Genomic DNA, 22,657 nt, shown 5'->3' on the forward strand with positions numbered 1-22,657 from the left:
AAATCCAGAGAGGACATCACATGCCACGAGCACGTTCATTCAAACAATCGTTCCTTGTCGGGCTTGTCTTGACTGCGGTCAGTTTTCCAGCCCTGGCAGACGGTCTGACCGTCGTTTCCTGGGGTGGGGCTCTGCAGGAGGCACAGACAAAGGCATTTCTCGATCCTTATGCAAAAGCCAACAACATCACCGTCTCCCAGGACACCTGGAGCGGCGAACTGGCCAAGCTGCGCGCCATGGTTGATAGCGGCAATGTCGCCTGGGACGTCATCGACGTCGATCCGCAAACAGGGGCGACCGCCTGCGACCAGGGATTGCTTGAGAAGATTGGCGCTGACGCGGCCTTCAAGTCCGCGGGTCTCGTTGATGGCGCCCTTACCGATTGCGCGGTGGGAACGAGCGTCTACGCCACGATCCTGGCGTTTCAGAAACAGGCCTTCCCGCAGGCCCCTACCAAATTGACCGACATTTTCGACACCAAAACTTTCCCCGGCAAACGCGGCCTGCGCAAGAGTCCGGTGGACACGCTCGAACTCGCGCTGCTCGCCGACGGTGTCGCGGTGTCGGACGTCTATACCACCCTCGCAACGCCCGCCGGCGTTGACAGAGCCTTCAAGAAGCTCGACACGATCAAGAAGGACATCGTCTGGTGGGAGGCCGGCGCCCAACCGCCGCAGCTGCTCAAATCCGGCGAGGTGAAGATGGCGCTGGCCTGGAACGGCCGCATAGCGGACGCCAACGCCAAGGAAAATGCCGATCTTGGGATCGCCTGGACCAATCAGATCCGTGGCTTTGACATGTGGGTTATCCCATCCGGGTCGAAGAACCTTGCAGCCGCCAAGGATTTCGTGGCCTTCAGCGTCAAGCCGGATGTCAACGCCACCTTGAGCACCTACATCGCGTACGGTCCGACCGTAAAGGCCGCCAGCGCTCTGGTTGCCAAGGACGTGCTGCCGAACTTGCCGTCTGCCCCGCAAAACAGCGAGGGCGCCTTGGCCCAGGATGGCGCATTTTGGGCCAAAAACGGTGACGCGCTGAACGCCCGCTTCTCCAGCTGGATTTCCCAGTAAGCCAAGCGATGGGAGTTCTCGCATGACACTACCGTACGGTGACGTGGGCCTGATGATGACGCAGAATGATACCCCTGCTGCAAAGGCCGCGGCACCGTCGGTGCGTGTCGTTCGCTCGTCGATCAGGAGCGACAGCCACCGCAGGGCAGTTCGGGCTGCGCTTCCGGCGGCGCCGCTCCTGATTTTTCTGCTTCTGTTCCTGGTGATCCCGATAGGTTCGATCTTTCATACGGCGGTATCGGATGGGGAAATCGCCAGAGCCCTGCCGCTGACAACGCAGGCGCTTCAGGCCTGGGACGGAGATGATGTGCCGCTCAGCGCCGTCTACATGACTTTTGGTCAGGAGCTCGAGGCCGCGGGAAATGCTGGGTCAGTACGCCCCCTAGGCCGTCGGATGGGGTACGAATTGTCGCGCGGGGCGAACATCATCCTGGGTGCCCAGCGGATCCTGTCGGAGGATTTCGACCGCGCCGACCCGCAGGCCTGGAAAGCCCAGTTGATCAAGGCGGACCCGGCCTGGGGACAGAGCGGTGTGTGGAGCATCATCAAGCACTACGATGCTCGCTACAGCGCGTTTTATTTGCGCTGGGCGACAGGCTTTCCCGTAAAGATCGAAGCCGATGGCCGGTTGTCTCAGGAAACGAGTTATGATTTCCGGTCGATCTATCTAAGGACGATCCTGATCAGCCTTGTTGTGACGGGGCTCACGATCTTGATCGGATACCCAGTCGCCTACGTCATAGCCAATGCCAGTGGGCGCACAGCCGCAGTCCTCCTGTTCTTCATTCTCCTGCCGTTCTGGACCTCGCTGCTCGTGCGAACAATGTCGTGGATCGTCTTCCTTCAGACCAACGGCGTTCTCAACGCCACGCTGGCTGGAACGGGACTAATATCAGAGCCGCTGCCCCTCCTTTACACGCGCATGGCGACCATTATCGCGATGATCCAGATCCAGTTGCCGTTCACGGTCTTGCCCATGATCAGCGTGATGCGGGCGATCCCGACGAACCAGGTCAAGGCCGCTCGGAACCTTGGGGCAGGGCCACTCCGGGCCCATGCAACTATTTTTCTGCCGCAGGCGGTTCCAGGCATTGCCGCCGGCGGACTTCTCACCTTCGTGCTGTGCCTTGGCTTTTATCTGACGCCCGCATTGGTGGGTGGACCGTCCGATCAGATGGTGAGCTTCTTCATTGCCAGGTTTACCAATGAGGATCTGAATTGGGGGCTTGCCTCGGCCCTTAGCGTCATACTCATCTTGGGCGCCGGCCTCGTTGCTCTGCCCCTTGCGCGACATGTCGCGCGTCACTCGTCGGATCGGATATGAACATGGGCCGCCGCGTCTACACTGAGTTTCCCGCCTACATTCGTATGCCGCTTTATGGATTTGTTGGGATCGCACTTCTCTTGCTGATGCTGCCGCTGGCGGTCGCTCTCCCAATTTCGCTCAATGCCGATCCCTGGTTTACCTACCCATTCCGTGCGTTGTCTCTTCGCTGGTTTGCGGAGCTTTTTTCCTCGGCCTTGTGGACCGGAGCAATGGTCAACAGCCTGGTGATTGCAATTTCGACCACCGTCGTCGCCACGACTCTGGGCACGCTCGCGGCGATCGGGCTTGTCAATCCACGGTTCCCTTTCCGCACCGCCGTGATGGCGCTTGCGATTTCACCGATGATCGTTCCTGTCGTCGTGCTGGGCCTTGGGCTGTTCATCTTCTTTTCGCCGCTCGGTCTCAACTATTCCTACGCCGGTGTCGTTATTGCACACACGATTTTGGCTTCGCCCTTTGTTGTCATCACCGTGACGGCCACGCTGACGCGCTTCGACTTCAACCTGATGCGGGCCGCGGCTGGCCTCGGTGCCGGCCGCGTGACGGCCTTTCGAACGGTGATGCTTCCAATCATCGCGCCGGGTGTCGCGGCGGGCGCGGTCTTCGCCTTCGCCTCGTCATTCGACGAAGTGGTAATGGTCTTGTTTATTGCCGGACCTCAGCAGCGAACACTTCCAAAACAAATGTTCACGGGGCTGCGTGAACAACTCGATCCGACGATCCTGGCTGCCGCCGCTGTAATGATCCTACTGACGAGTTGCCTGATGGCTATCGCCTACAACGCCAATAAAAATAGGTAACGCAATGCTGCACGTCATGTCGCAAGTCCCCGGGAAAGCCGGTGCGGCGCAAGCCGGATTGTTCGCCGACGACTATGTCGAAGAGCCTTATTGGTGGTCGGCGGCACCGCTGTCCGCAGCCGGCGAGCACACAGAACCCGTCGGCCTCGACGGGAGGGCCTATGTCGTCATCGTTGGCGGTGGCATCACGGGTCTGGTCGCCGCCTTGCATTTGGCCCGTGCGGGTTGTGACGTCGTTGTTGTCGATGCGCAGAGGATCGGCGAGGGCGCTGCACGCCGCAATGCCGGTTTCGTCGGGCGCACCCTCAAGCGGTCCGTTGAATGGTTGGCGCAGAGGTCGGGACGTGAATACGCGTTGAACGTCTATCGTGAGCTTGATGCGGCTCTGCGCGGTGTTGCGGCCTTCGTCGAGCGTGAGCGCATCGAGTGCCACTACCAGAGCTGCGGCCGCTTTATTGCCGCCAATTCGAAAGCCCATTTTCAAGCTTTGATTGGCGAACTCGAACAGACGCGCCAGGCCGTCGGGTTCGACTATTCGGTTGTCGAGAAGCAGGACGTCCGTACGGAAATCGCCTCCGACAGATACCATGGCGGGGCGGTCATTCCGGATCTCGGTTCGATTCACCCCGGCCTTTATCACGCTGGCCTTGTCTCCAAGGTGCTTGAGGCCGGCGTCAGGCTGCATCCTCTCACCAATGTCGTGGGCGTCGAGCACGGCGCAAGCGGGAAGATCGTTCGTACGTCGAGAGGAAACATCGTTGCCCCTCATGTCATTGTCGCCACCAATGGCTATACGAGCCGCGATCTGAAGTGGCTTGCAAGGCGTGTCATTCCCTTCCGTGGTTTTGTTGTCGCGACCGAGCTGTTGCCCACGGAAACGATCGACAAGGTGATGCCGCGCCGCCGCACCTATCTCGACACCAGGATGAACATCGATTTTATTCGTCCGGCACCTGATTCAAGCCGCATTCTGTTTGGCGGCATGACTGGCACGGCGAGCCCGACGGCAACGCCGCTCGCAGGCACGCTCCGCGATCGCCTTGTGAGAATTTTGCCTGACCTTGAGGGTGTCCGTCTCAGTCGCGCCTGGACCGGGCACTGCGCGGGTACTTTCGATTTCATGCCCCATATCGGCGTCAAGGACGGGGTGCACTTCGCCCTTGGGTACAACTTTGCAGGCATTCCCCTTGGAACACATTTCGGGGAGAAGCTTGCGGCCCGAATTCTTCAACGGGGAGACATGTCTTCGGCCTTCGATGTCGAAAAATTTCCTACGGTGCCATTCTTTAACGGCTCGCCGTGGTTCGTGCCCTTGGCTATGCGCTATTTCGACTGGCATGATGATCGAATCGCAAGGGGCTAGAGCGCATACATCATGGCAAAAACTCCGACGGGCAAACCGGCCACTGAAAAGCCGCTTGAGCGCTATGTGCGTATTCTTGAGATCGTCGCCGGCTTTCCCGGCGGTATTTCGGGAACCTCCGTCGGCGAGATGCTCGATCTGCCGAAAGCCTCGGCCTATAGGCTGATGAAGAGCTTGGCTGATGTTGAACTGATCGAGCAGAGCGGCCCAAGCGCGGCCAATTTCAAGCTTGGGCGACGGTTGGAAAGACTGCTCTTTTCAGGTGCGAGCGACGACTGGTTCAAGGTCGTTGCGCGTCCGACGTTGCAAGAGCTTTCAGAAAAAACCGGCCAGGCCTGCTTCATCGCGCGACTGTCGGGCGACAGCGTGCGCAGCCTCGACATGGTCGCGCCCGGCGATCTGGTCAGGGCCTACATCGTCCCGGGGCACGAAATCCCAGCGCACGCCGGCGCCTCGGCCAAGGCGATCCTCGCCTTTCAGGAACCGAACTTCATCGCTTCGGTGCTCGACAAGCCGCTCAAGCGGTTCACGGCTGCGACCAAAGTCGACTTCGCCGTCCTCGTGGAAGAACTGCAACTCGTGCGCAAAACCGGCGTGGCCTATTGCATCGGTGAAGATGTCGACGGATTTGCCGCGATCGCCGCGCCGATCAGGATCGATGGGCAGCGCACGCAGCATAGCCTGTGCGTGACGGGCACGATCCAGGGAATTATCGATACCAACCGAGAAACTAACGTTGCAGTGGTCAAGCGTCTGGCGGAGAAACTTTCTAAGGTCCTGGAGAAACAATTCCGGCATACGTTAAAAAGTACAGCCTGAGTCCAGAAAACCCATGTTTGCTCGACAGCGCTCGGTAGTAACCGAAGCGCTCTATTTGCACGTATTATTATAAAAGTTGTGTTTTTCGCGCAACGTTTGAGGGTATTTTCGCAAGAAATATCTGACGAACGTCGTCGATGGCGCTCGTCTTTTGAGAAATCATTGTGGAACATTGCGATATTGTGTTGACAGCCAGCGACCGAAAGGTCTAGTTCTCATTAAATGACTGTATGTATCGATTATCGAGAAAGGCAGCTTCCATGAGTGCGATCGACTGGCGTCAAGCCGCGTCCAATCTCAATCTCCGCAAACAGGCATTCATTGGCGGAAAATTCGTCGACGCGGTGTCGGGTGGGGTGTTCGACGCGATCAATCCCGCCAATGGAACAACGCTTGCCCAGATAGCGTCGTGCGACGCGACGGATGTCGACCTGGCGGTGCGCTCCGCGCGCGGCGCCTTCGAGTCTGGCTCCTGGTCGCGGCGCTCGCCGAGCGATCGCAAGAAAGTGCTGCAGCGCTTCGCCGAGCTGATGCATCAGCACGGTGATGAGCTCGCCCTGCTCGAGACCTTGAATATGGGCAAGCCGATCTCGGACGCGCGCTCAATCGACGTTCCGGCATCTGCCAATACGATCGCCTGGTACGCCGAGGCGATCGACAAGATCTACGACGAGATTGCTCCGACCGGCAGCGGTGCTCTGGGCATGATTACGCGTGAGCCTGTCGGCGTCGTGGCGGCGGTCGTCCCATGGAACTTTCCTTTGCTGATGGCATGCTGGAAACTCGGGCCAGCGCTCGCAGCGGGCAACTCGGTCATTCTCAAGCCTGCCGAGCAGTCACCGCTCTCGGCGATCAGGCTTGCCGAACTCGCGGCGGAAGCCGGTATTCCCGATGGCGTGTTCAACGTGGTCACCGGCCTTGGCGAGACCGCGGGCAAGGCGCTTGGCCTGCACATGGATGTCGATGCGGTGACGTTCACGGGTTCGACTGAAGTCGGCAAGCTCTTCATGAGCTATTCCGCCCAGTCGAACATGAAACGCGTGGCACTCGAATGCGGCGGCAAAACCCCGCATATCGTCATGGCCGATTGCGGCAACCTCGACGAAGCCGCGACGGCGGCGGCTTACGGCATCTTCTTCAACCAGGGTGAGGTCTGCAACGCCGGCTCACGTCTTCTCGTGGACGCCAAGATCAAGGACGCGTTTCTCGAGAAGGTGATTGCTGTCGGGAAAACGCTGACTGTTGGCGACCCTCTCGATGCGGCCACGAAGCTGGGCGCCATCGTCAGTCAGGTTCAAATGGATCGTGTGCTCGACTACATCGATATCGGCGCCAGGGAAGGGGCCGAGCTCAAGTCCGGCGGCAAGCGTGTCCTCAGCGAGACCGGCGGCTACTACATCGAGCCGACCGTTTTCGACAATGTCAGCAACAAGATGCGGATTGCGCAAGAGGAGATCTTCGGCCCCGTCCTTGCCACCATCTCCTTTTCCGGGGCGGAGGAGGCGGTCGCGCTTGCCAACGACACCATCTATGGCCTGGCCGCAGCTGTTTGGACCGACAACATCGACGTCGCGCTGTCCACCGCTCGCCGGCTGAGAGCGGGCTCTGTCTGGATCAACAACTTTGATGAGAGCAACATTACAATGCCCTTTGGCGGCTACAAGCAGTCGGGCTTCGGACGGGACAAATCGCTGCATGCGATCGACAAATACACCGAGCTGAAGGCAACCTGGATCAAGATCCGCGCCTAGCGGTCGTACTGGCTTCATCCCCTGACAAAGCACGCCCTTCGTCCTTCTTTGAGGCGAAGACACAGAAAGAGCCATGCATGCGCGAACCACGCTTCGATATCCTGTTCGAGCCGGTGCGGATCGGACCTGTTGTCGCTCGCAATCGGTTCTACCAGGCACCTCACTGCAACGGCATGGGCAATTTGCGACCGCAAGCCCATGCCGCCATGCGCGGTATCAAGGCCGAGGGCGGATGGGCGGTGGTCAACACCGAGCATTGTTCGGTTCATCCCTCAGGCGACCTCATGCCGGAGGTTCTGCAGATGCTGTGGGATGACGGCGACATTCCACCGCTCGCTTTGATGGTCGAAGCGGTCCACGAGCACGGCTCGCTGGCCGGCGTGCAACTCGCCTATCCCGCCTACTACAACGCCAATCGCATGACCCGCGACGTGCCGCTCGGCCCGATGGACCGACCCGTCAGCGGACACCATCCGGTCCAGGTTCGCGCCATGGACAAGTCCGACATCAAGGCACTGCTGGGCTGGTGGAAGGCGGCGGCGCAGCGGGCGCGCAAGGCCGGCTTCGACATTCTCAATGTCGACGGCAATTTCTCCACCATCGCCTTCCAATTCATTTCGCCCCGCAACCAGCGCACCGACGAATATGGCGGCTCGCTGAAAAACCGGGTTCGCCTTCTCAAGGAATTGATCGAGGCAACGCGAGAGGGTGGCGGCGATGCCTGCGCGGTGAGCGTACGTCTGATCATCTATGAACTGTTTGGCTCCGAAGGACTTCGCGCCGCGGACGAAGGGATAGAGGCCATCGGCTTGCTCGCCGAACTGCCGGACCTGTGGGATCTCGTCGTTGGCACCTGGGCCGACGATTCGCCGACCTCCCGCTTCGCACCCGAGAACGACCACGAGCCGTTCATGACCGGGATCAAGGGCGTCACCACCAAGCCGGTCGTAGGGGTCGGGCGCTTCACCTCGCCAGACACGATGGCAAGCCTGATCCGCCGCGGCGTGCTTGACATGATCGGCGCCGCGCGCCCCTCGATCGCCGATCCCTTCTTGCCGAAGAAGATCGAGGAGGGGCGCTACGAAGATATCCGCGAGTGCATTGGCTGCAACATCTGCGTGTCGAGCCATTTTGCCATGACGAACCTGCGCTGCACGCAGAACCCGACCATGGGCGAAGAATGGCGTCGCGGCTGGCATCCCGAACGAATTTCCACCAAATCAAGCGATGCGACCGTGCTCGTGGTTGGCGGTGGGCCAGCGGGTCTCGAATGCGCCCGGGCGCTCGGTCAGCGCGGCTACCAGGTAACCTTGGCCGAGCGTCAAAGCCGTCTCGGTGGCCGCGTGACCCTTGAGGGCGAGCTGCCGGGTCTGCGTGAGTGGCTGAGGGTCCGCGACTGGCGCGTCACTCAGCTCGACAAACTCTCGAATGTCGGTGTCTATCTCGAAAGCGATCTCGGATTGGCCGAAATTCTCGAGTTTGACGCAGATGAAGTCGTGCTGGCGACTGGATCGCAATGGCGCGCCGATGGCGTGGGGCGCGCGGCGTTCAAGCCGCTTACGCTGTCGGCCAGCGTGCCCGTGTTCACACCGGACGACATCATGGGCGGCAATATCCCTTCGGGCCGCATTGTCGTCTATGACGACGACCACTACTACATGGGCGCCGTGATCGCTGAAAAGCTGGCGCTGATGGGCAATAATGTGACGTTGGTCACGCCAGCGGCCGACGTCTCCTCCTTCACGATCAACACGCTTGAAAACATTCGAACAGCAAAGCGGCTATATGAGCGTGGCGTTGGAATGGTTACGCACATGGCGCTCGCCGGTGCGCATGAAGGCCAGGCCCTATTCGTCGATGCGCGAACAGGCGCAACGAGCCACCGGGAGACCGACGCCCTTGTCCTCGTCACAGCGCGGCTACCTCGCAACGAACTGTTTGAAGCGCTGAGCGCCCGTCTTGACAGGGGTGACGCAGGCCGACTGCGCCGTGTCTCGCGCATCGGGGATTGCGAAGCGCCGGCCGCCATCTATGCCGCCGTCTATTCGGGGCACCGTTTTGCTCAAGAATTCGACAACGGCCATCCGACCTTGCGTCGCGAGCGGATCAATCTTGCCACGTAGAACCAAGTGATGAGCGACCTCATGTCAGCACCAGCGACACCAAATTCCGAAAACCTCTATGCCCGTGCCCGCGAGGTCATGCCTGGCGGGAACACGCGCACGACCGTCTATCGCAAGCCGCATCAAATCTATGCCTGGCGCGGCGATGGCTGCCGGATCACCGATGTCGATTGCCATGTCCGGATCGACGCCTTGGGGAACTTCACCTCTCTGATTCATGGCTATGGCAATCGCCAGATCCTTGAGGCTGCCACACGGCAGCTCGAAGCCGGCACATGTTTCGGCATGCCCACCGAGAGTGAGATCCGGCTGTCGGAAATCCTGTGCGACCGTCTGCCGTCCGTCGAGCAGCTTCGTTACACCAATTCCGGCACTGAAGCGGTGATGAACGCGATCAAGGCGGCGCGCGCCTATACCGGCCGACCGAAGATTGCAAAATGCGAGGGCGCCTACCACGGGACCTACGATCCGGCCGAGACAAGCCAGGACGCCACCCCCGCCACCTGGGGCGATATCGACAGGCCGGGATCCGTGCCGACCGCCAAGGGGACACCCCAGGGCGTGCTCGACGATGTCGTCGTCATTCCCTTCAACAACACGCCTGTAGCCGAGGCAATCCTTCGCGCCAGCGGCAACAGCCTGGCGGCCGTGCTCGTCGATGTCATGCCCAATCGCGCAGGGCTGGTGCCGGCAAAGCCCGAATATCTGGCGATGCTGCGGCGGGTTACGCGCGAGCTTGGGGCGCTGCTGATCCTCGACGAGGTCATCACCTTTCGCCTTGGCTACAATGGTGCGCAGGGCCGCTTCGACATCGATCCGGATTTCACCACGCTGGGCAAGATTATCGGTGGCGGCTTCGCGATCGGCGCCATCGGCGGCCGTGCGGAGGTGATGTCGGTGTTCGATCCGAGCAAGGGTCCGCCCGCGGTGCCGCATGGCGGCACATTCAGCGCCAATCCCATGTCCATGTCGGCAGGGATAGCCGCTCTGGAGGAATTGACCCCTGCCGCATTCGAGAAGCTCGAGGCGCTCGGTGATCGATTCGACCAGGGTATTCGTGCCTGTTTTGCCCGACACGGGATCAAGGGGCAGGTTACCGGACTGGGTTCGCTGCGGCGTGTCCACCTGACGGACGCACCGCTGAGCGACTACCGCTCCACATTCGCCGCAGATGGGGCCGCGCGGGTATCGGCCCTCGCCAAGGCGTTGTTCGACGAAGGCGTGATCATTGCAGGCAATGGATTGATGGCGTTCTCCACTGCCATGGAAGATGCCGATATCGACGACATAGTGCGGGCCTTCGACCGGGCATTGCTGCCTTTCGCATCATGATAGCGGCAGGAAACTCCAGGACAGCCAAGGAGCGGCAAATGAAAAGGGCCAGGGTCGACGTGAACAACAAGTGGGGCGCGGCTATCGGTTATTCCCGGGCGGTGCGCGCCGGAAACATCATTGTTGTATCGGGCACTTCCGCCTCTGGACCCGATGGGGCACTTCACCCCGGCGATCCGGAACAACAAACCATCGTGGTTCTGCAGCGCATCGGTGCTGCGTTGCACGAACTCGACGCCTCGATCGACGATATTGTCGAGACGCGCATTTTCTTGCGCAACATGAGCGACTGGGAGGCCGTCGGCAAAGCCCACGGCTCCGTTTTCGGCGCCATTCGACCGGCAACGACGATGGTGCAGGCGGGAGCACTAATCGACGAGAGCCTTCTCGTCGAGATCGCCGCCACTGCCATCCTTGCAAGCTGAGAGGGTAGTCTGATGTCGAAGGACACCATCATCACCTGCGCCGTGACCGGTAGCCTGACAAGGCCGCAAGACAACGCAAATCTGCCGGTCACGCCGGAGCAGATCGCTGTCTCGGCGCTTGAGGCCGCCGATGCAGGGGCGTCCATCCTGCATCTTCACGTTCGCCATCCCGACGGTCGGCCGTCGATGGAACTCGATCACTACCGCGAGCTCGTTCGTTTGATCCGCGCCAAGAATACGGAGGTGATCCTGAATATCACCACCGGACCTGGTGGCCGGTTCCAGCCCGGTGAGGAGGACCCCAAGATTGCCGGCCCCCGGACCAATTTCGTGACCGCTGAACGCCGCGTCGAGCATATCCGCGATCTGCGGCCCGACATCTGCACCTTGGATCTCAACACGATGACGTTCGGCAGCGAGGTCGTCATCAACACGCCCCCCAACGTCAAGAAGATGGCGGAGATCATCTATGACTGTGGGGTCCGGCCCGAGTTCGAGCTTTTCGACAGCGGAGACATCAATCTCCTCAACGACTTTCTCGCAAGCGGCGTGTTTCGCGGTCCCCCGCTCGCAAGTCTTGTGCTTGGTGTGAAATACGGCTTCGCGACGACGCCTGAGACCATGATGTTCGCCCGCAACATGCTGCCCCGGGAAGCGATCTGGACAGGCTTTGGCATCGGCCGCGCCGCTTACCCGATGTTGATGCAATCCTACCTGCTTGGCGGCCATGTACGGATCGGCATGGAGGACACGATCCGCATGTCGAAGACCGAGCTTGTGAAGAGCAATGCCGAACTGGTCGAGAAAGCGAAATGGCTTCTGGAAAGGCTTGGCGCCACGATCGCCAGCCCTGCTTCAGCGCGATCTCAGCTCGCTTTGAAGGCTTAGAAGTCCTGAAAACGATGCCAATAGCGGGAATTTGGGAGAATCTGAAATGAGAGCGAGATTTGCATTTGTGGCACTTGGGATCGTCTCGTTGGCCATTACCGGCACTGCCGGTGATCTAAAGGCCTCACCAATTTCGGTTCAAGACGTAAAATCCAGCGCAACGCTGCAGCTACGCTCCAACGACGACTTTGTTTCCTCAAAGGATGCTTCGCACGCCACCAAGCCGTTCAGCGGACATCTGGCTTTTGCCGGGGCAAGTATGGTGAGCACCGACAAGCTTGCGCCGGTAAATGGCAAGGACCTGCATGCATTTCCTGCTTTCGAAATCAGCTTCACGACGGTCGGAAGCACCCTCGTACCCTCTTCACAAGAAATCCTGGGTGACTTCAAACCCACGGGAGCTGGGACCTACTGGCAGATATTGGTACAGCCCGGAAAAGTTTGGTCGGAACCGCATGATCCGCCGGGCTGGACGCGCGCGTCGTTCCCATTTGCCCTTATGAATCCCGTGGAAGGCGGCGAGAGCCATAACGGCGTCGCTCTGTTTATGTACAAGGATGCGGATATCACGCCCTTGCATATTCAAATAACCACCGGAACCACGCCCTTCCAGGCTGGCGCGGTTTTCAAGGCAACCGCAACGTCCGTTTCGACGATGAAACCGATTTCGACAGGGGACGTCCATGCCATTGAAAAGGCGTTTAGTGTGCGAGAGGCCAGCCACCTGCCGGTAAGATCATGGGACAACCTGCCGGTCGGCCTGACCACAGCTCAAAGCACTGAGTTCGGCGGCCGTATGCGTGAGGACTGGAAAGTCGTGACCGCAGTCTTTGCTGACGGCACCATCTATATGAAGAGTTGCCAAACGTCGGAAGGTCCGCTGCCTTACTGCGACCGACAGCGCTTCGGCGTATGGTCTGCGACAAAATCCGCAGTTGCGCGCATGGCCATGCTTCGGATGGCAGCCAAATACGGGGATCAAATCTTCACGATGAAGATCGACGATCTGATATCGGAAACGAAACGCTTTCCGGCCTGGAAGGACGTGACGCTAGGCAGCGCCCTCAATATGGCGACCGGTGTCGGAAACGGGGCTGGGAAGCCTGAAGCGAACATCGGTGACGAGCCGTACGATGACTCCTACATGGCATTTTACAACGACGGCGATTTCGCATCGAAACTGGACAAGGCGCTCGCACGCCCCAGGTCCTATGGCTGGGGTGTCGACAGGTTTGTTCGCTATAGAGACGAGGATTACTTCGTCCTTGTCGCGGCCTTGGACAGCCTGCTTAAACAGAAGGAAGGCGCCGACAAAGACATCGTATCGATGCTACGACGGGAGGTGTACGAAAAAATCGGGATCTACGACCTGCCTGTGGCAACCACGTATGGCGTAAAAAGGCAGCCGCTTGCGTTCGAAGGGCTGTATGCGACCGTTGATGATCTCGTCAAGATCGCCGAGCTCTTTCAAAACAATGGCGCAGTTTCAGGGGACCAAGTTCTTAGCCAACAGAAGACCCAAGAGGGTTTGACGAACCATCACAAGTGGGGCCTGGACACAGGCCGACCAACCGGTCTGGGCCAGAGATACTTTAGTTCTTTCTGGATCGATGACTTCTCCTTTGATGGGTGCAGCGGAAATTTCGCACGGTTCATGGGTTACGGCGGACAGGTGGTTGCAATGCTGCCAAATAAGCTGCTCGCCGTGCGACTTTCATCGGCGCCGACGGACGACGAGAGCGTGAGTGATTTTTCCGGCCTGGTTCCGGCCTCCAATGCAATCAAAAAAGTCTGCAGCAACTGACAGAGTGCGAGGTGAGATTGCCCGTTGCCTGATCGTCGATGCGCTCCTCTATATCCGGCTATCGGTCAGGGTCAGTGCCGAACCGGCTCCTGCCGGTCTCGACAGGATGCTATGGCCGGGCGGGATCCCTGTTCCGGATGCGATCGGCCGCATCAAGTGACGATGGTAGATTTCAGTTGGACGGCTTCAAATCACCAGCAGCAACCGCGACCATCCAGTGGGATCGAAACGATCCATGATGGGGCAAGTGACAGGCGAGGTTCGCCTTTAATCCGTGTCTACTCTTGGCCGCGCAGTTCGAAAATTCGCGCTGCGTGATCGACCCGGTACCAGGCCTCTGTGCTTCGATTTTAGCTTTGCAGCACGTCAGGCCCAATCTCCGCTTGACAATGAGAACGTACTTTGAGATTCTCGAAAATAGAGATTTGGTATCAATAATCGGAACTTTGGAAAAGGTCGCAAATTGAGCGACGCCTCTCGGCAGCCTCAGACCCCGCGGATCTCGGCCGATGCTCGGATACCCACGAGGATGAGCCCCTTCATGGTTGGCATCAAACAGATGACAATGAAGTCCGTCGTTGGCACTGTGGCCCGCCCTTGTCCGGCGCGGCGTCTACAAGATCATGGCGTACGCGAACAAAACAAGTTGCTGCAGGACGCGATCCGCACAGGCCCGCGCATCGGGCGAGCCGCTCTTTCGATGTCAATGCAGACGTATCCGCTCGGTGGGCATGTCCGCGTTGGTAAGGAGGGCGCCATTCGCGCGCCGAATTGGTCAAAACCTGCGCTGGGTTTGTTGGTCGATTGCGATGCCTCACTAAGAAAACAGGCTCGTCACCTGCCAGCCACTGTGCAGATTCAAAGCAGCATCGCTTTTCGTACTGAGCGGCCGTAACCGTATCGGTTGTGGCCTGGACCGTGGTCGCGTCCATCGAAAATTGTGGTGGCAACTCGGAGGCGTGAGCAATTCCGATGAACATTACTATTCGCCAGATCTCGTATTTTGTCGCGACGGCTGAGGAGGGGAGCATATCCGCGGCGGCAGCGGCAGTTGGTATCTCACAGTCGGCCATCACCGAGAGCGTGCGAATGCTTGAACTGCAGACTGGGGCCACCCTGTTCGACCGCCACTCCAAGGGTGTTGTGTTGACCTATCAGGGGCACCAGTTCCTGCGGCATTCGCGGCTGATCCTGGCGGCAGTGGCGGACGCTGGGAGGGCGGTCAGTATCACCAAGCCTCAATCGATCTCGGGCACGCTAACGCTCGGAGTTACGAGCCTTGTTGCTGGTTATTTCCTGGCGGATGTCCTGGCCCGACTGCGTCGGGTGTTCCCGAAGCTAGTGGTCAAAGTCACCGAGGAGGACCGGTCCTACATCGAACATCTGGTCGTCAACGGCGAGCTGCAGGTTGCCTTGATGCTGATCTCCAATTTGGCCAATCAAGATGCACTAGAGTCGGAAGTTCTGGTTCGTTCCAGCAATCGAGTTTGGCTATCGGCGGGTCATCCACTGGTAGCGTGCAAGCAGATCGCCTTGGCAGATATCGCGCGAGAGCCTGTAATCGGGCTGACGATTGACGAGATGGGACAAAACAGCGAGGGGATTTGGCGTCCGACCGGCCTCCATCCGAATATCGTTTTGCATACGTCGTCAGTCGAGGCGGTGCGCAGCCTGGTGGCGACCGGAGCAGGGATCGCGGTCTTGCCTGACATCGCCTTCCGCCAATGGTCTCTGGAAGGAGACCGCCTCGAAGTGCGAGCACTGGAGGACCCGATCCCGACTGTCGACGTCGGTGTCGTTTGGCGGCGGGGATCGATGCTGGCGGAGCCGGCCTCCGTGTTCCTTGCGTTGGCACGAGGTTATCGAATGGTGCGCCACTTCACCGCCTAGTGGCCATCGATTTTTCCGATAGCTGCCGGCTTGTATTTTGAATTTTACGCAACAGGCCCGGTTTCTATAGTCAAGTCGAAAGGGACTAGCACACGTTGCCAGAGGAACCGTTATGGACCTGCCATCTTCACAGATCGAAACGCGGCTTTTCATCGACGGACAGCTTGTTGCTGGCCAGGGAGAGGTCGAGGCCATCGTTGATCCGGCTTCTGGCAGCGTCATCGCACAGGTCGCTGAAGCGTCGTTGGATCAACTTAATGCGGCGGTCGCCGCGGCCATGAAAGCCTTCGCGACGTGGTCAATCACGACACCCGCCTACCGTGCGGGATTGCTCTTCCGTATAGCTGACTTGATCGACAGGGACGCCGAAGCGTTCGCGGCCCTTGAGTCCCTCAACACCGGAAAACCCTATATCCGTATGTTGAAGGACGAGATGCCGGCCGTGGCCGAGCTCTTCCGTTTCATGGGGGGGGCGTCGCGTTGCATGGGGGGCAGCGCCGCCGGCGAGTATCTTCCCAATCATACCAGCATGACCCGACGCGATCCCGTGGGCGTTGTCGGTTTGATCGCTCCTTGGAACTACCCTTTGACGACCGCAGCCATGAAGCTCGCAGCGGCGCTGGCAGCGGGTAACACGGTGCTGCTTAAGCCCTCGGAGCAGACGCCGCTTTCGTCGTTGAAGCTTGCCGAGCTGTTGGCCGGGGTTCTTCCGCCAGGTGTGGTAAACATCCTGCCCGGTCGCGGCGAGACCATAGGTTCCGCGCTCGTAGCCCATCCAGACATCCGGCTTGTGTCACTCACAGGTGACACCGTGACGGGCCAAAAGGTACTGCAAACCGCGGCAAAGACGCTGAAGCGCACCCATCTGGAACTCGGCGGCAAGGCGCCCGTCATCGTCATGAACGACGCCGACCTCGAAGAGGTCGTGCGTTGCATCCGCTTTGCTGGTTTCTACAATGCAGGCCAGGATTGTACGGCCGCGTGTCGTATCTATGCGGCTCCAAGAATCCACGACAAGCTGGTCGCTGAGCTCGACGGCGCCCTCAAATCGTTGTGTATTGGTTCGCCCGGCGAAGGGATGACCGAGTTGGGTCCTTTGATCAGCCAGCGTCAGCGCGAGCGGGTCGCCAGTTTCGTGGAGCGCGCGGCGCAGCAGAAGCACATCGAGGTCGTGACGGGGGGCCGTCCGTCAGATCGCGCCGGCTTTTTCTATGAGCCGACGCTGATTGTTGGAGCCCTGCAGTCGGACGAGATCGTCCGGCGCGAGGTGTTCGGACCGGTCGTTTCCGTCACGCGCGTCGAGGATGCTGACCAGGCCATCGCTTGGGCAAATGACAACGACTACGGGCTTGCCTCGTCGGTGTGGACCCGCGACGTCAAGACCGCGCTAAAGATCAGCGCGCGCTTACAATATGGCGTCGTATGGGTGAACCAACATCTGACTTTCGTGCATGAGATGCCTCATGGTGGCATGAAGATGTCCGGCTTCGGCAAGGAAATGTCGATGTATGGTCTCGAAGAATATACCATCGTCAGGCATGTCATGATGAACTTTGGTAGTGGCTCGACCGGCTTTAGTGGATGACGTTCTTGTTTGCTTTGTGACTGTAAGTGGATGCTTGAGGGTTGTTACTGAGGGAACTCTAAAAGGGAGGAAGAATAATGTTAAAACGTGCAATGTCTCGACGCACCCTGCTCAGGGAGGCAGTTGCAACGGCAGCGCTTGTCGCGGCTCCGACGGCATGGGCTCAGCAGAAGGAAGAGCCCGAAATATTATACGGAACAACTGGCGGGATTGTGGAGGAGGTGCAGCGAAAAACGATCTTCGATCCCTTTACCGCTGCCACGGGCATCAAAGTCGTGTCAGTTCCATATCCGAAGCTCGCCAAGGTCGAGGCAATGGTCTCAACAGACACTGTTGACCTTGATTTCTGGGAAATTGGTGCCACGGATATCGGCATTTTGGGCCGGCGAAACCTGCTTGAGCCCATCGACTACTCGGCACTGCGCTCCGGGCTGAAAGACGACCTAATCACCAACGGCGCACTTCAGTACGGTGTAGGCACGATCGTATGGGGCGCGGGCATCGTATACAGCGCCACCGAGTTCAAAGAAGGGTCGCATCCGCGCAGCTGGGCGGATGTCTGGGACGTCAGCAAGTTCCCGGGTCCCAGGGCGCTGCCCGATCCGAGCTATTATGTAGGACCCATCGAAGCGGCGTTGGTCGCCGACGGCGTGCCGGTCGACAAATTGTACCCGCTGGACGTTGACCGCGCCTTTGCCTCCCTCGACAAGATCAAGCCGCATGTTGCCAAGTTCTGGTCAACCAGCCCTGAAGGCCTCAATTTGATGACGAGCGGCAATGCGGTGGTAGGCATGAACACGCTTGGCCGCATCATTGTGATGAAGCAGCAGGGGCAGGATCCGGGGATCAATATCGAATTCAATCAGGCGATGGCCAAGATCTCCTACTGGGGTATGCCCAAGAAGGCGCCGCACCCGAAGAATTTTCATCGCCTGTTGGATTACTATTTGGAGCCAAAAAATCACGCGGCCTTCCTGAATGCTTATCCAGCTTATGGCCTCACCGTGAAGTCAGCGCAGCAATACATGGACCCCAAAACGGCGGCCAGCCGGATCAATTCTCCTGAACACCTCGCCAGTCTCATAATGATCAATGACGACTGGTGGATGGAACAGGACAGCTCCGGCCGCAGCAATTTTGAAAAGGTCAACGAGCGCTGGGCAAGCTGGGTAAGCCAATAGCCGGTCCCGGGTACAGTGCTAGAGGGATTGTTCGAATAGTGACGTCGCAGCACGCGCGGTTCAGAAAGGTTCTGGGCGCACGCGCGCAGGGATGGAGAAATCATGCCTAAACTGCGGGGACCGGACACAGTCAACCGAGCAGCCGTGATGTTGTTGACGGGTCCGCTGTTGTTTCTTCTATGCTTCTTTTATGTGCCGCTCATCCAGACGCTCTGGATGAGCTTCTGGGTAGACGGTGTCTTTACTTTCAGTAACTACGAGCGGGCGCTAAGTTCGGCACTGTACCTGAACGCCTTTGTCTGGACATTCGAGCTCGCCTTTTTTACCACCATCCTCAGCTTGGTCGTCGGCTATCCGGTCGCGTATGTCATGGCGACCGGCGGGTCGCGACTGCGACTTTTCATTCTGATCTGCATCATCATGCCGTTCTGGACGAGTGCGTTGGTGCGCACCTTTGCCTGGGTCGCCATCCTTGGCCGGGAGGGGATCGTCAATTCCAGCCTAATGTATCTTTCGATCGTATCCCGCCCGATGTCGTTGGTGTTCAACCGTATCGGGGTCTTCATTGGCACGGTCCACGTCATGCTGCCTTACATGGTATTGTGCCTCTACAGCTCCATGCACGGCATCGACCGCTCGCTTGTCCGAGCCGCCGAAACGCTTGGAGCGGGCCGCATGCGTTCGTTCTTTTTGATCTATGTTCCCCAGACAGCTCCAGGAATCATCTCGGGTTCGCTTCTGGTGTTCATCGTTTCGCTTGGCTTCTTTGTGACCCCGGCGGTTCTCGGCGGAAATCAAAGCCCCTCGGTTGTGGTTCTGGTGGAGCGCCATATGGGGGTGATGCTGAATTGGCCGATGGCCGCGACTTTGTCTTCCCTCTTGCTGGCGGCTACACTTTTGCTGTTTGCAGTGTTCAATCGCTACGTCCGTGCCGGACATGCGGCACCGGAAGTTCAAGGCGGCGAAGCGATCAGGCTCTACACGCTGATCGCGAAGCTGGATCAAGGATGGCGCCCTGTTCGCGCGCTGTGGAGACGCTTCTGGCCAAATCCACTGCGGCGTAGGCGGCGGTCAGCGAGATCGCAGCCCAGGCTGGCAACTCTGATGGCGGCGCTGATCGCGACCATAACCGCTTTCCCGATCCTCTTGATCGTTCTTATGGCGTTTTTCCCGTCGCCCTCTAGCGCTATCAGGCTCGGCAATTTCTCGTTGCGTTGGTTCGCATTGTATTTCACGCGCGATGAGTGGATCAGTTCGACACTCACCAGCTTTCAAGTCGCGCTGGTGACAGCGGCCTTGGCGAGCACAATCGCACTTGTGACCGCCCTCGGGCTCCGTCGCTTGCCACCGGCGGTCCGGACGACCTTGGTGTCGATCAACTTGACCCCAATGATAGTGCCGGCGGTCGCATATGGTGTGTCGGCATACTTTCTCTTTGCACAAATTGGCCTGATTGGAACAAGGATAAGCCTGGTCTTGGGGCATACAATCCTTGCGATCCCTCCGACGGTGCTTGTTATGGTGGCGGCGGTCCAATCAATCGACAACCGTCTCGAGGATGCAGCCGCGTCTCTTGGCGCGTCTCCATGGCGTCGGCTTCGTCATATTATTCTACCGTTACTGGCTCCGATGACGGGCGCCAGCGCGCTAATCGCCTTTCTGACATCCTTCGACGATCTCGCGATCGCGTTGTTTCTCACGAGCAGCAAGGCAAAGACGCTGCCGAAACAACTCTACGACAGCATGCTCAACGATAGTGATCCACGCGTTTTTGCTGCGTCTGCGGTTCTCGTGGGATTAACGATAGCGGCGCTGGTCATCATGCATCTGCTGCGATCGCGCTCGATGAGTGAGCGCGGATAAACCTTGTCGCCTTCACGACTTAGGACTGCCCGGCGAAAAAATGTTCAAGGAGAAAAAAATGCGTCAATTGAAGCTCAAGCATATAGGTTACGCCGATGTCCGCGGCGGTGGCCAGGTCAATGTGCAAGGGAACGTTTGCTTCGTGGGCCATATCTCGCCCCCCGAAGGAACCACCATTCTAGACATCTCCGATCCGGCAAAACCACGCTTCCTGTCACATCTCACCATGCCATGGACAGCCCATAGTCATAAGGTTCGGGTGCATGGAGATCTGATGCTGATCAACAACGAAGCTTACCCTGAATTCAGCATAGCGCCGGAATTCCAGGGCGGCGTTCGTATATTCGACATCTCACGACCCGAACAGCCGAAGGAGATCCATTTCCTGCGTACCGGGGGCCGGGGCGTCCATCGCTTCGACTTTGACGGTCGTTACGCCTATCTGTCGACGGAGATTGAAGGCTATCAAGGCAATATCCTGGTGACCTACGACTTGGCCGATCCCACCCGGCCGAGGGAAGTCTCGCGCTGGTGGCTGCCGGGGCAGTGGACGGCTGGCGGTGAAACCCCCTCCTGGGAAGGAGGCGTACGCCATCGCGTTCACCACGGCTTGCGGCGGGGCAATTATATCTATGTCTCTCTCGTCCACGCTGGCATGGCGATCGTCGACGTGACGGATATTACCAAACCCAAGACTGTTTGCCGCCATCCGCTGCACGGCCTATTCACACACACGATCGTGCCAACACCCGGCGCGGTGACCAATGGCGACTTTGTGATCTCGGTCGATGAAGGCTGGTGGGATATGGAAGGGTGGGCCACAAGCCTCGATATTGCCGATCGGCACGCGCCGAAAATCGTCGACGAGTTCAAGCTGCCGCGCGGGAAAGAGATGGGCATTTGGGCAGCGCATCAGCCGCATGAGGAGATCGTTGACAACTTATTGTTCCTGGCCTGGTTCTCCCATGGCTTGCGCGTTCTTGATGTCAGCGATCCGAGGAAAATGGTCGAAATCGCCAGCTGGCTACCTCCGATGCGTTCGGAGTTCGGACCGCTGTCGAACGACGTCTTTGTCGATCGTGCGACGCAACGAATTTATCTGATCGATCGCGTGCGCGGGCTCGAGATCTTGGAATACAGCCTATGAAATCGGCAGTACCTGCCAGGCAGGCAGGCAGCTTGGAGCTGCGGTCATTGCGCAAGTCTTATGGCGGCGTGGTGGCGGTGGACGACGTCTCTCTTTCTGTGCGTGCCGGGGAGTTCCTGACGTTGCTGGGGCCGAGCGGCTCTGGGAAGTCCACCACCTTGATGATGATTGCCGGCTTTGTTCAGCCCGAGGCAGGGTCGATCCTTTTGGACAATACCGATCTGGTCGGTATTCCCACGCACAAGCGCTCAATCGGCGTTGTTTTCCAGAACTACGCCCTTTTTCCGCATATGAGCGTTGCACAAAACATCGGATTTCCATTGCGGATGCGTGACATGGAGGAAGCCGACACACGAGATCATATAGCCCGCGCCACGGCGCTCGTTCGATTGCACGGCCTTGAGGAGCGTTATGCTCGACAACTATCCGGAGGCCAACAACAGCGAGTGGCGCTCGCCCGCGCCTTGGTGTTCCAACCACCGCTATTGCTGCTTGATGAGCCGCTCGGCGCGTTGGATCGCATGTTGCGAGAGCAGATGAAGCATGAGTTACGGCGAGTGCATCAGGAACTGGGGACGACGCTGATCTATGTGACGCACGACCAAGACGAAGCGCTGGTCCTGTCTGATCGGATCGCGATTATGAAGAACGGTCGGGTGGAGCAGATTGCGCCGCCGCGTGAAATATACGAGCGGCCCGTCAATCAGTTTGTCGCCGGATTCATGGGGGAGAGCAACTTCCTCGGCGGTCGCGTCGTTGGCGAGCATGGCGGTACAGCAACCGTCAAGATCGGTGAACTCCTACTCCAGGGCGTACCGTCAAGCGGCATTCGCGCGGATCAAGACGTCGAAGTGTTTATTCGTCCCGAGAAGATCGTCTTCACAGCGCCTGGTGACGAAAAGGGATGGGCCGGGACCGTCAAGGATCTGATCTATAGCGGCGATTCCATTCGATATGTGATTTCGTTGGGATCGGCGCAGGTGATCGTCAAGCAGACTGTGCGGCAAGGCGTGTACCTGCCAGCTCGCGGGGATGCGGTTTCGTTGTCCTGGGATCCGCTCGACATCATCCTGTTTCCCTCTTAACGGGCGCGGTCGTGACGAGGGATGTTACCGTCAACGATTGGCTGTGCGCTGCTGCCAATATTCAGCATTGAGGCCCCACGCAGCTTTCAAACGAGGCCGGCACGGGCCGGGTTACACGAGTGGTATCGACGCCGAGTTCGCTCCGGCTGGTAGGCAACGCCAACGTGGCCGCGTGTAGGACATCCGGTAGCTGTCGCCTTCGAC

At 58.9% G+C, this 22,657-nt stretch carries 18 protein-coding genes; all 18 read left to right on the forward strand.

The genetic code is table 11. The annotated features are described in order from the left end of the window. The first annotated feature begins 68 nt into the window (after nucleotides 1-68). The 18 genes from AC1DXN_RS26065 (at nucleotide 69) to AC1DXN_RS26150 (ending at nucleotide 22,453) form a co-directional block, all read left to right on the forward strand. Nucleotides 69-1,070, forward strand: coding sequence for an ABC transporter substrate-binding protein (locus tag AC1DXN_RS26065; RefSeq protein ID WP_477277779.1), 1,002 nt, complete (start codon nucleotides 69-71; stop codon nucleotides 1,068-1,070). A 22-nt stretch (nucleotides 1,071-1,092) separates the two neighbouring features. Continuing rightward, complete coding sequence (locus AC1DXN_RS26070; RefSeq protein WP_477277781.1) at nucleotides 1,093-2,394, forward strand: ABC transporter permease; 1,302 nt, start codon at nucleotides 1,093-1,095, stop codon at nucleotides 2,392-2,394. Between the two features lie 2 nt (nucleotides 2,395-2,396). Then, a complete protein-coding gene (locus tag AC1DXN_RS26075; RefSeq protein ID WP_477277822.1) occupies nucleotides 2,397-3,197 on the forward strand; it encodes an ABC transporter permease in 801 nt (266 codons plus the stop codon). Between the two features lie 4 nt (nucleotides 3,198-3,201). After that, on the forward strand, nucleotides 3,202-4,560 hold the full coding sequence (locus tag AC1DXN_RS26080; RefSeq protein ID WP_477277783.1) for an NAD(P)/FAD-dependent oxidoreductase: 1,359 nt from the start codon (nucleotides 3,202-3,204) through the stop codon (nucleotides 4,558-4,560). A 12-nt stretch (nucleotides 4,561-4,572) separates the two neighbouring features. Continuing rightward, nucleotides 4,573-5,379 carry an IclR family transcriptional regulator gene (locus AC1DXN_RS26085; protein WP_477277784.1) on the forward strand — a complete coding sequence of 269 codons (807 nt, stop codon included), beginning with the start codon at nucleotides 4,573-4,575 and terminating at the stop codon, nucleotides 5,377-5,379. Between the two features lie 260 nt (nucleotides 5,380-5,639). Further along, a complete protein-coding gene (locus AC1DXN_RS26090) occupies nucleotides 5,640-7,130 on the forward strand; it encodes an aldehyde dehydrogenase (protein ID WP_477277785.1) in 1,491 nt (496 codons plus the stop codon). Nucleotides 7,131-7,207: 77 nt separating this feature from the next. Continuing rightward, nucleotides 7,208-9,253, forward strand: a complete 2,046-nt coding sequence (locus AC1DXN_RS26095; protein WP_477277787.1) for an oxidoreductase — start codon at nucleotides 7,208-7,210, stop codon at nucleotides 9,251-9,253. A gap of 9 nt (nucleotides 9,254-9,262) precedes the next feature. Next, on the forward strand, nucleotides 9,263-10,585 hold the full coding sequence (locus AC1DXN_RS26100; protein ID WP_477277789.1) for an aspartate aminotransferase family protein: 1,323 nt from the start codon (nucleotides 9,263-9,265) through the stop codon (nucleotides 10,583-10,585). Between the two features lie 38 nt (nucleotides 10,586-10,623). Then, a complete protein-coding gene (locus AC1DXN_RS26105) occupies nucleotides 10,624-11,010 on the forward strand; it encodes a RidA family protein (RefSeq protein ID WP_477277791.1) in 387 nt (128 codons plus the stop codon). A gap of 12 nt (nucleotides 11,011-11,022) precedes the next feature. Then, entirely contained in the window at nucleotides 11,023-11,898 is an 876-nt protein-coding gene (locus tag AC1DXN_RS26110) for a beta-keto acid cleavage family enzyme (RefSeq protein WP_109658976.1), read from the forward strand. Nucleotides 11,899-11,944: 46 nt separating this feature from the next. Then, on the forward strand, nucleotides 11,945-13,702 hold the full coding sequence (locus tag AC1DXN_RS26115; RefSeq protein WP_477277793.1) for a serine hydrolase domain-containing protein: 1,758 nt from the start codon (nucleotides 11,945-11,947) through the stop codon (nucleotides 13,700-13,702). A 541-nt stretch (nucleotides 13,703-14,243) separates the two neighbouring features. Continuing rightward, complete coding sequence (locus tag AC1DXN_RS26120) at nucleotides 14,244-14,597, forward strand: hypothetical protein (RefSeq protein WP_477277795.1); 354 nt, start codon at nucleotides 14,244-14,246, stop codon at nucleotides 14,595-14,597. 77 nt (nucleotides 14,598-14,674) lie between these two features. After that, nucleotides 14,675-15,592 carry a LysR family transcriptional regulator gene (locus AC1DXN_RS26125; protein WP_109658978.1) on the forward strand — a complete coding sequence of 306 codons (918 nt, stop codon included), beginning with the start codon at nucleotides 14,675-14,677 and terminating at the stop codon, nucleotides 15,590-15,592. 133 nt (nucleotides 15,593-15,725) lie between these two features. Further along, nucleotides 15,726-17,177 carry a gamma-aminobutyraldehyde dehydrogenase gene (locus tag AC1DXN_RS26130; protein ID WP_477277824.1) on the forward strand — a complete coding sequence of 484 codons (1,452 nt, stop codon included), beginning with the start codon at nucleotides 15,726-15,728 and terminating at the stop codon, nucleotides 17,175-17,177. 77 nt (nucleotides 17,178-17,254) lie between these two features. Further along, nucleotides 17,255-18,358, forward strand: coding sequence for an ABC transporter substrate-binding protein (locus AC1DXN_RS26135; RefSeq protein ID WP_477277797.1), 1,104 nt, complete (start codon nucleotides 17,255-17,257; stop codon nucleotides 18,356-18,358). 102 nt (nucleotides 18,359-18,460) lie between these two features. Continuing rightward, a complete protein-coding gene (locus AC1DXN_RS26140; protein ID WP_477277799.1) occupies nucleotides 18,461-20,221 on the forward strand; it encodes an ABC transporter permease subunit in 1,761 nt (586 codons plus the stop codon). A 40-nt stretch (nucleotides 20,222-20,261) separates the two neighbouring features. After that, nucleotides 20,262-21,368, forward strand: a complete 1,107-nt coding sequence (locus tag AC1DXN_RS26145) for an LVIVD repeat-containing protein (protein WP_477277801.1) — start codon at nucleotides 20,262-20,264, stop codon at nucleotides 21,366-21,368. Beyond that, nucleotides 21,365-22,453 carry an ABC transporter ATP-binding protein gene (locus tag AC1DXN_RS26150; RefSeq protein ID WP_109658985.1) on the forward strand — a complete coding sequence of 363 codons (1,089 nt, stop codon included), beginning with the start codon at nucleotides 21,365-21,367 and terminating at the stop codon, nucleotides 22,451-22,453. The genes AC1DXN_RS26145 and AC1DXN_RS26150 overlap by 4 nt, the downstream gene beginning before the upstream one ends. Nucleotides 22,454-22,657: the final 204 nt, after the last annotated feature.

The sequence above is a fragment of the Mesorhizobium sp. P2_H9 genome, assembly GCF_056403215.1.

Coding starts and splice junctions, on each gene's coding strand:
- AC1DXN_RS26070 (WP_477277781.1), top strand. CDS start 1,093: ATGACACTACCGTACGGTGACGTGGGCCTGATGATGACGCAGAATGAT.
- AC1DXN_RS26075 (WP_477277822.1), top strand. CDS start 2,397: ATGGGCCGCCGCGTCTACACTGAGTTTCCCGCCTACATTCGTATGCCG.
- AC1DXN_RS26080 (WP_477277783.1), top strand. CDS start 3,202: ATGCTGCACGTCATGTCGCAAGTCCCCGGGAAAGCCGGTGCGGCGCAA.
- AC1DXN_RS26085 (WP_477277784.1), top strand. CDS start 4,573: ATGGCAAAAACTCCGACGGGCAAACCGGCCACTGAAAAGCCGCTTGAG.
- AC1DXN_RS26090 (WP_477277785.1), top strand. CDS start 5,640: ATGAGTGCGATCGACTGGCGTCAAGCCGCGTCCAATCTCAATCTCCGC.
- AC1DXN_RS26095 (WP_477277787.1), top strand. CDS start 7,208: ATGCGCGAACCACGCTTCGATATCCTGTTCGAGCCGGTGCGGATCGGA.
- AC1DXN_RS26100 (WP_477277789.1), top strand. CDS start 9,263: ATGAGCGACCTCATGTCAGCACCAGCGACACCAAATTCCGAAAACCTC.
- AC1DXN_RS26105 (WP_477277791.1), top strand. CDS start 10,624: ATGAAAAGGGCCAGGGTCGACGTGAACAACAAGTGGGGCGCGGCTATC.
- AC1DXN_RS26110 (WP_109658976.1), top strand. CDS start 11,023: ATGTCGAAGGACACCATCATCACCTGCGCCGTGACCGGTAGCCTGACA.
- AC1DXN_RS26115 (WP_477277793.1), top strand. CDS start 11,945: ATGAGAGCGAGATTTGCATTTGTGGCACTTGGGATCGTCTCGTTGGCC.
- AC1DXN_RS26120 (WP_477277795.1), top strand. CDS start 14,244: ATGGTTGGCATCAAACAGATGACAATGAAGTCCGTCGTTGGCACTGTG.
- AC1DXN_RS26125 (WP_109658978.1), top strand. CDS start 14,675: ATGAACATTACTATTCGCCAGATCTCGTATTTTGTCGCGACGGCTGAG.
- AC1DXN_RS26135 (WP_477277797.1), top strand. CDS start 17,255: ATGTTAAAACGTGCAATGTCTCGACGCACCCTGCTCAGGGAGGCAGTT.
- AC1DXN_RS26140 (WP_477277799.1), top strand. CDS start 18,461: ATGCCTAAACTGCGGGGACCGGACACAGTCAACCGAGCAGCCGTGATG.
- AC1DXN_RS26145 (WP_477277801.1), top strand. CDS start 20,262: ATGTTCAAGGAGAAAAAAATGCGTCAATTGAAGCTCAAGCATATAGGT.
- AC1DXN_RS26150 (WP_109658985.1), top strand. CDS start 21,365: ATGAAATCGGCAGTACCTGCCAGGCAGGCAGGCAGCTTGGAGCTGCGG.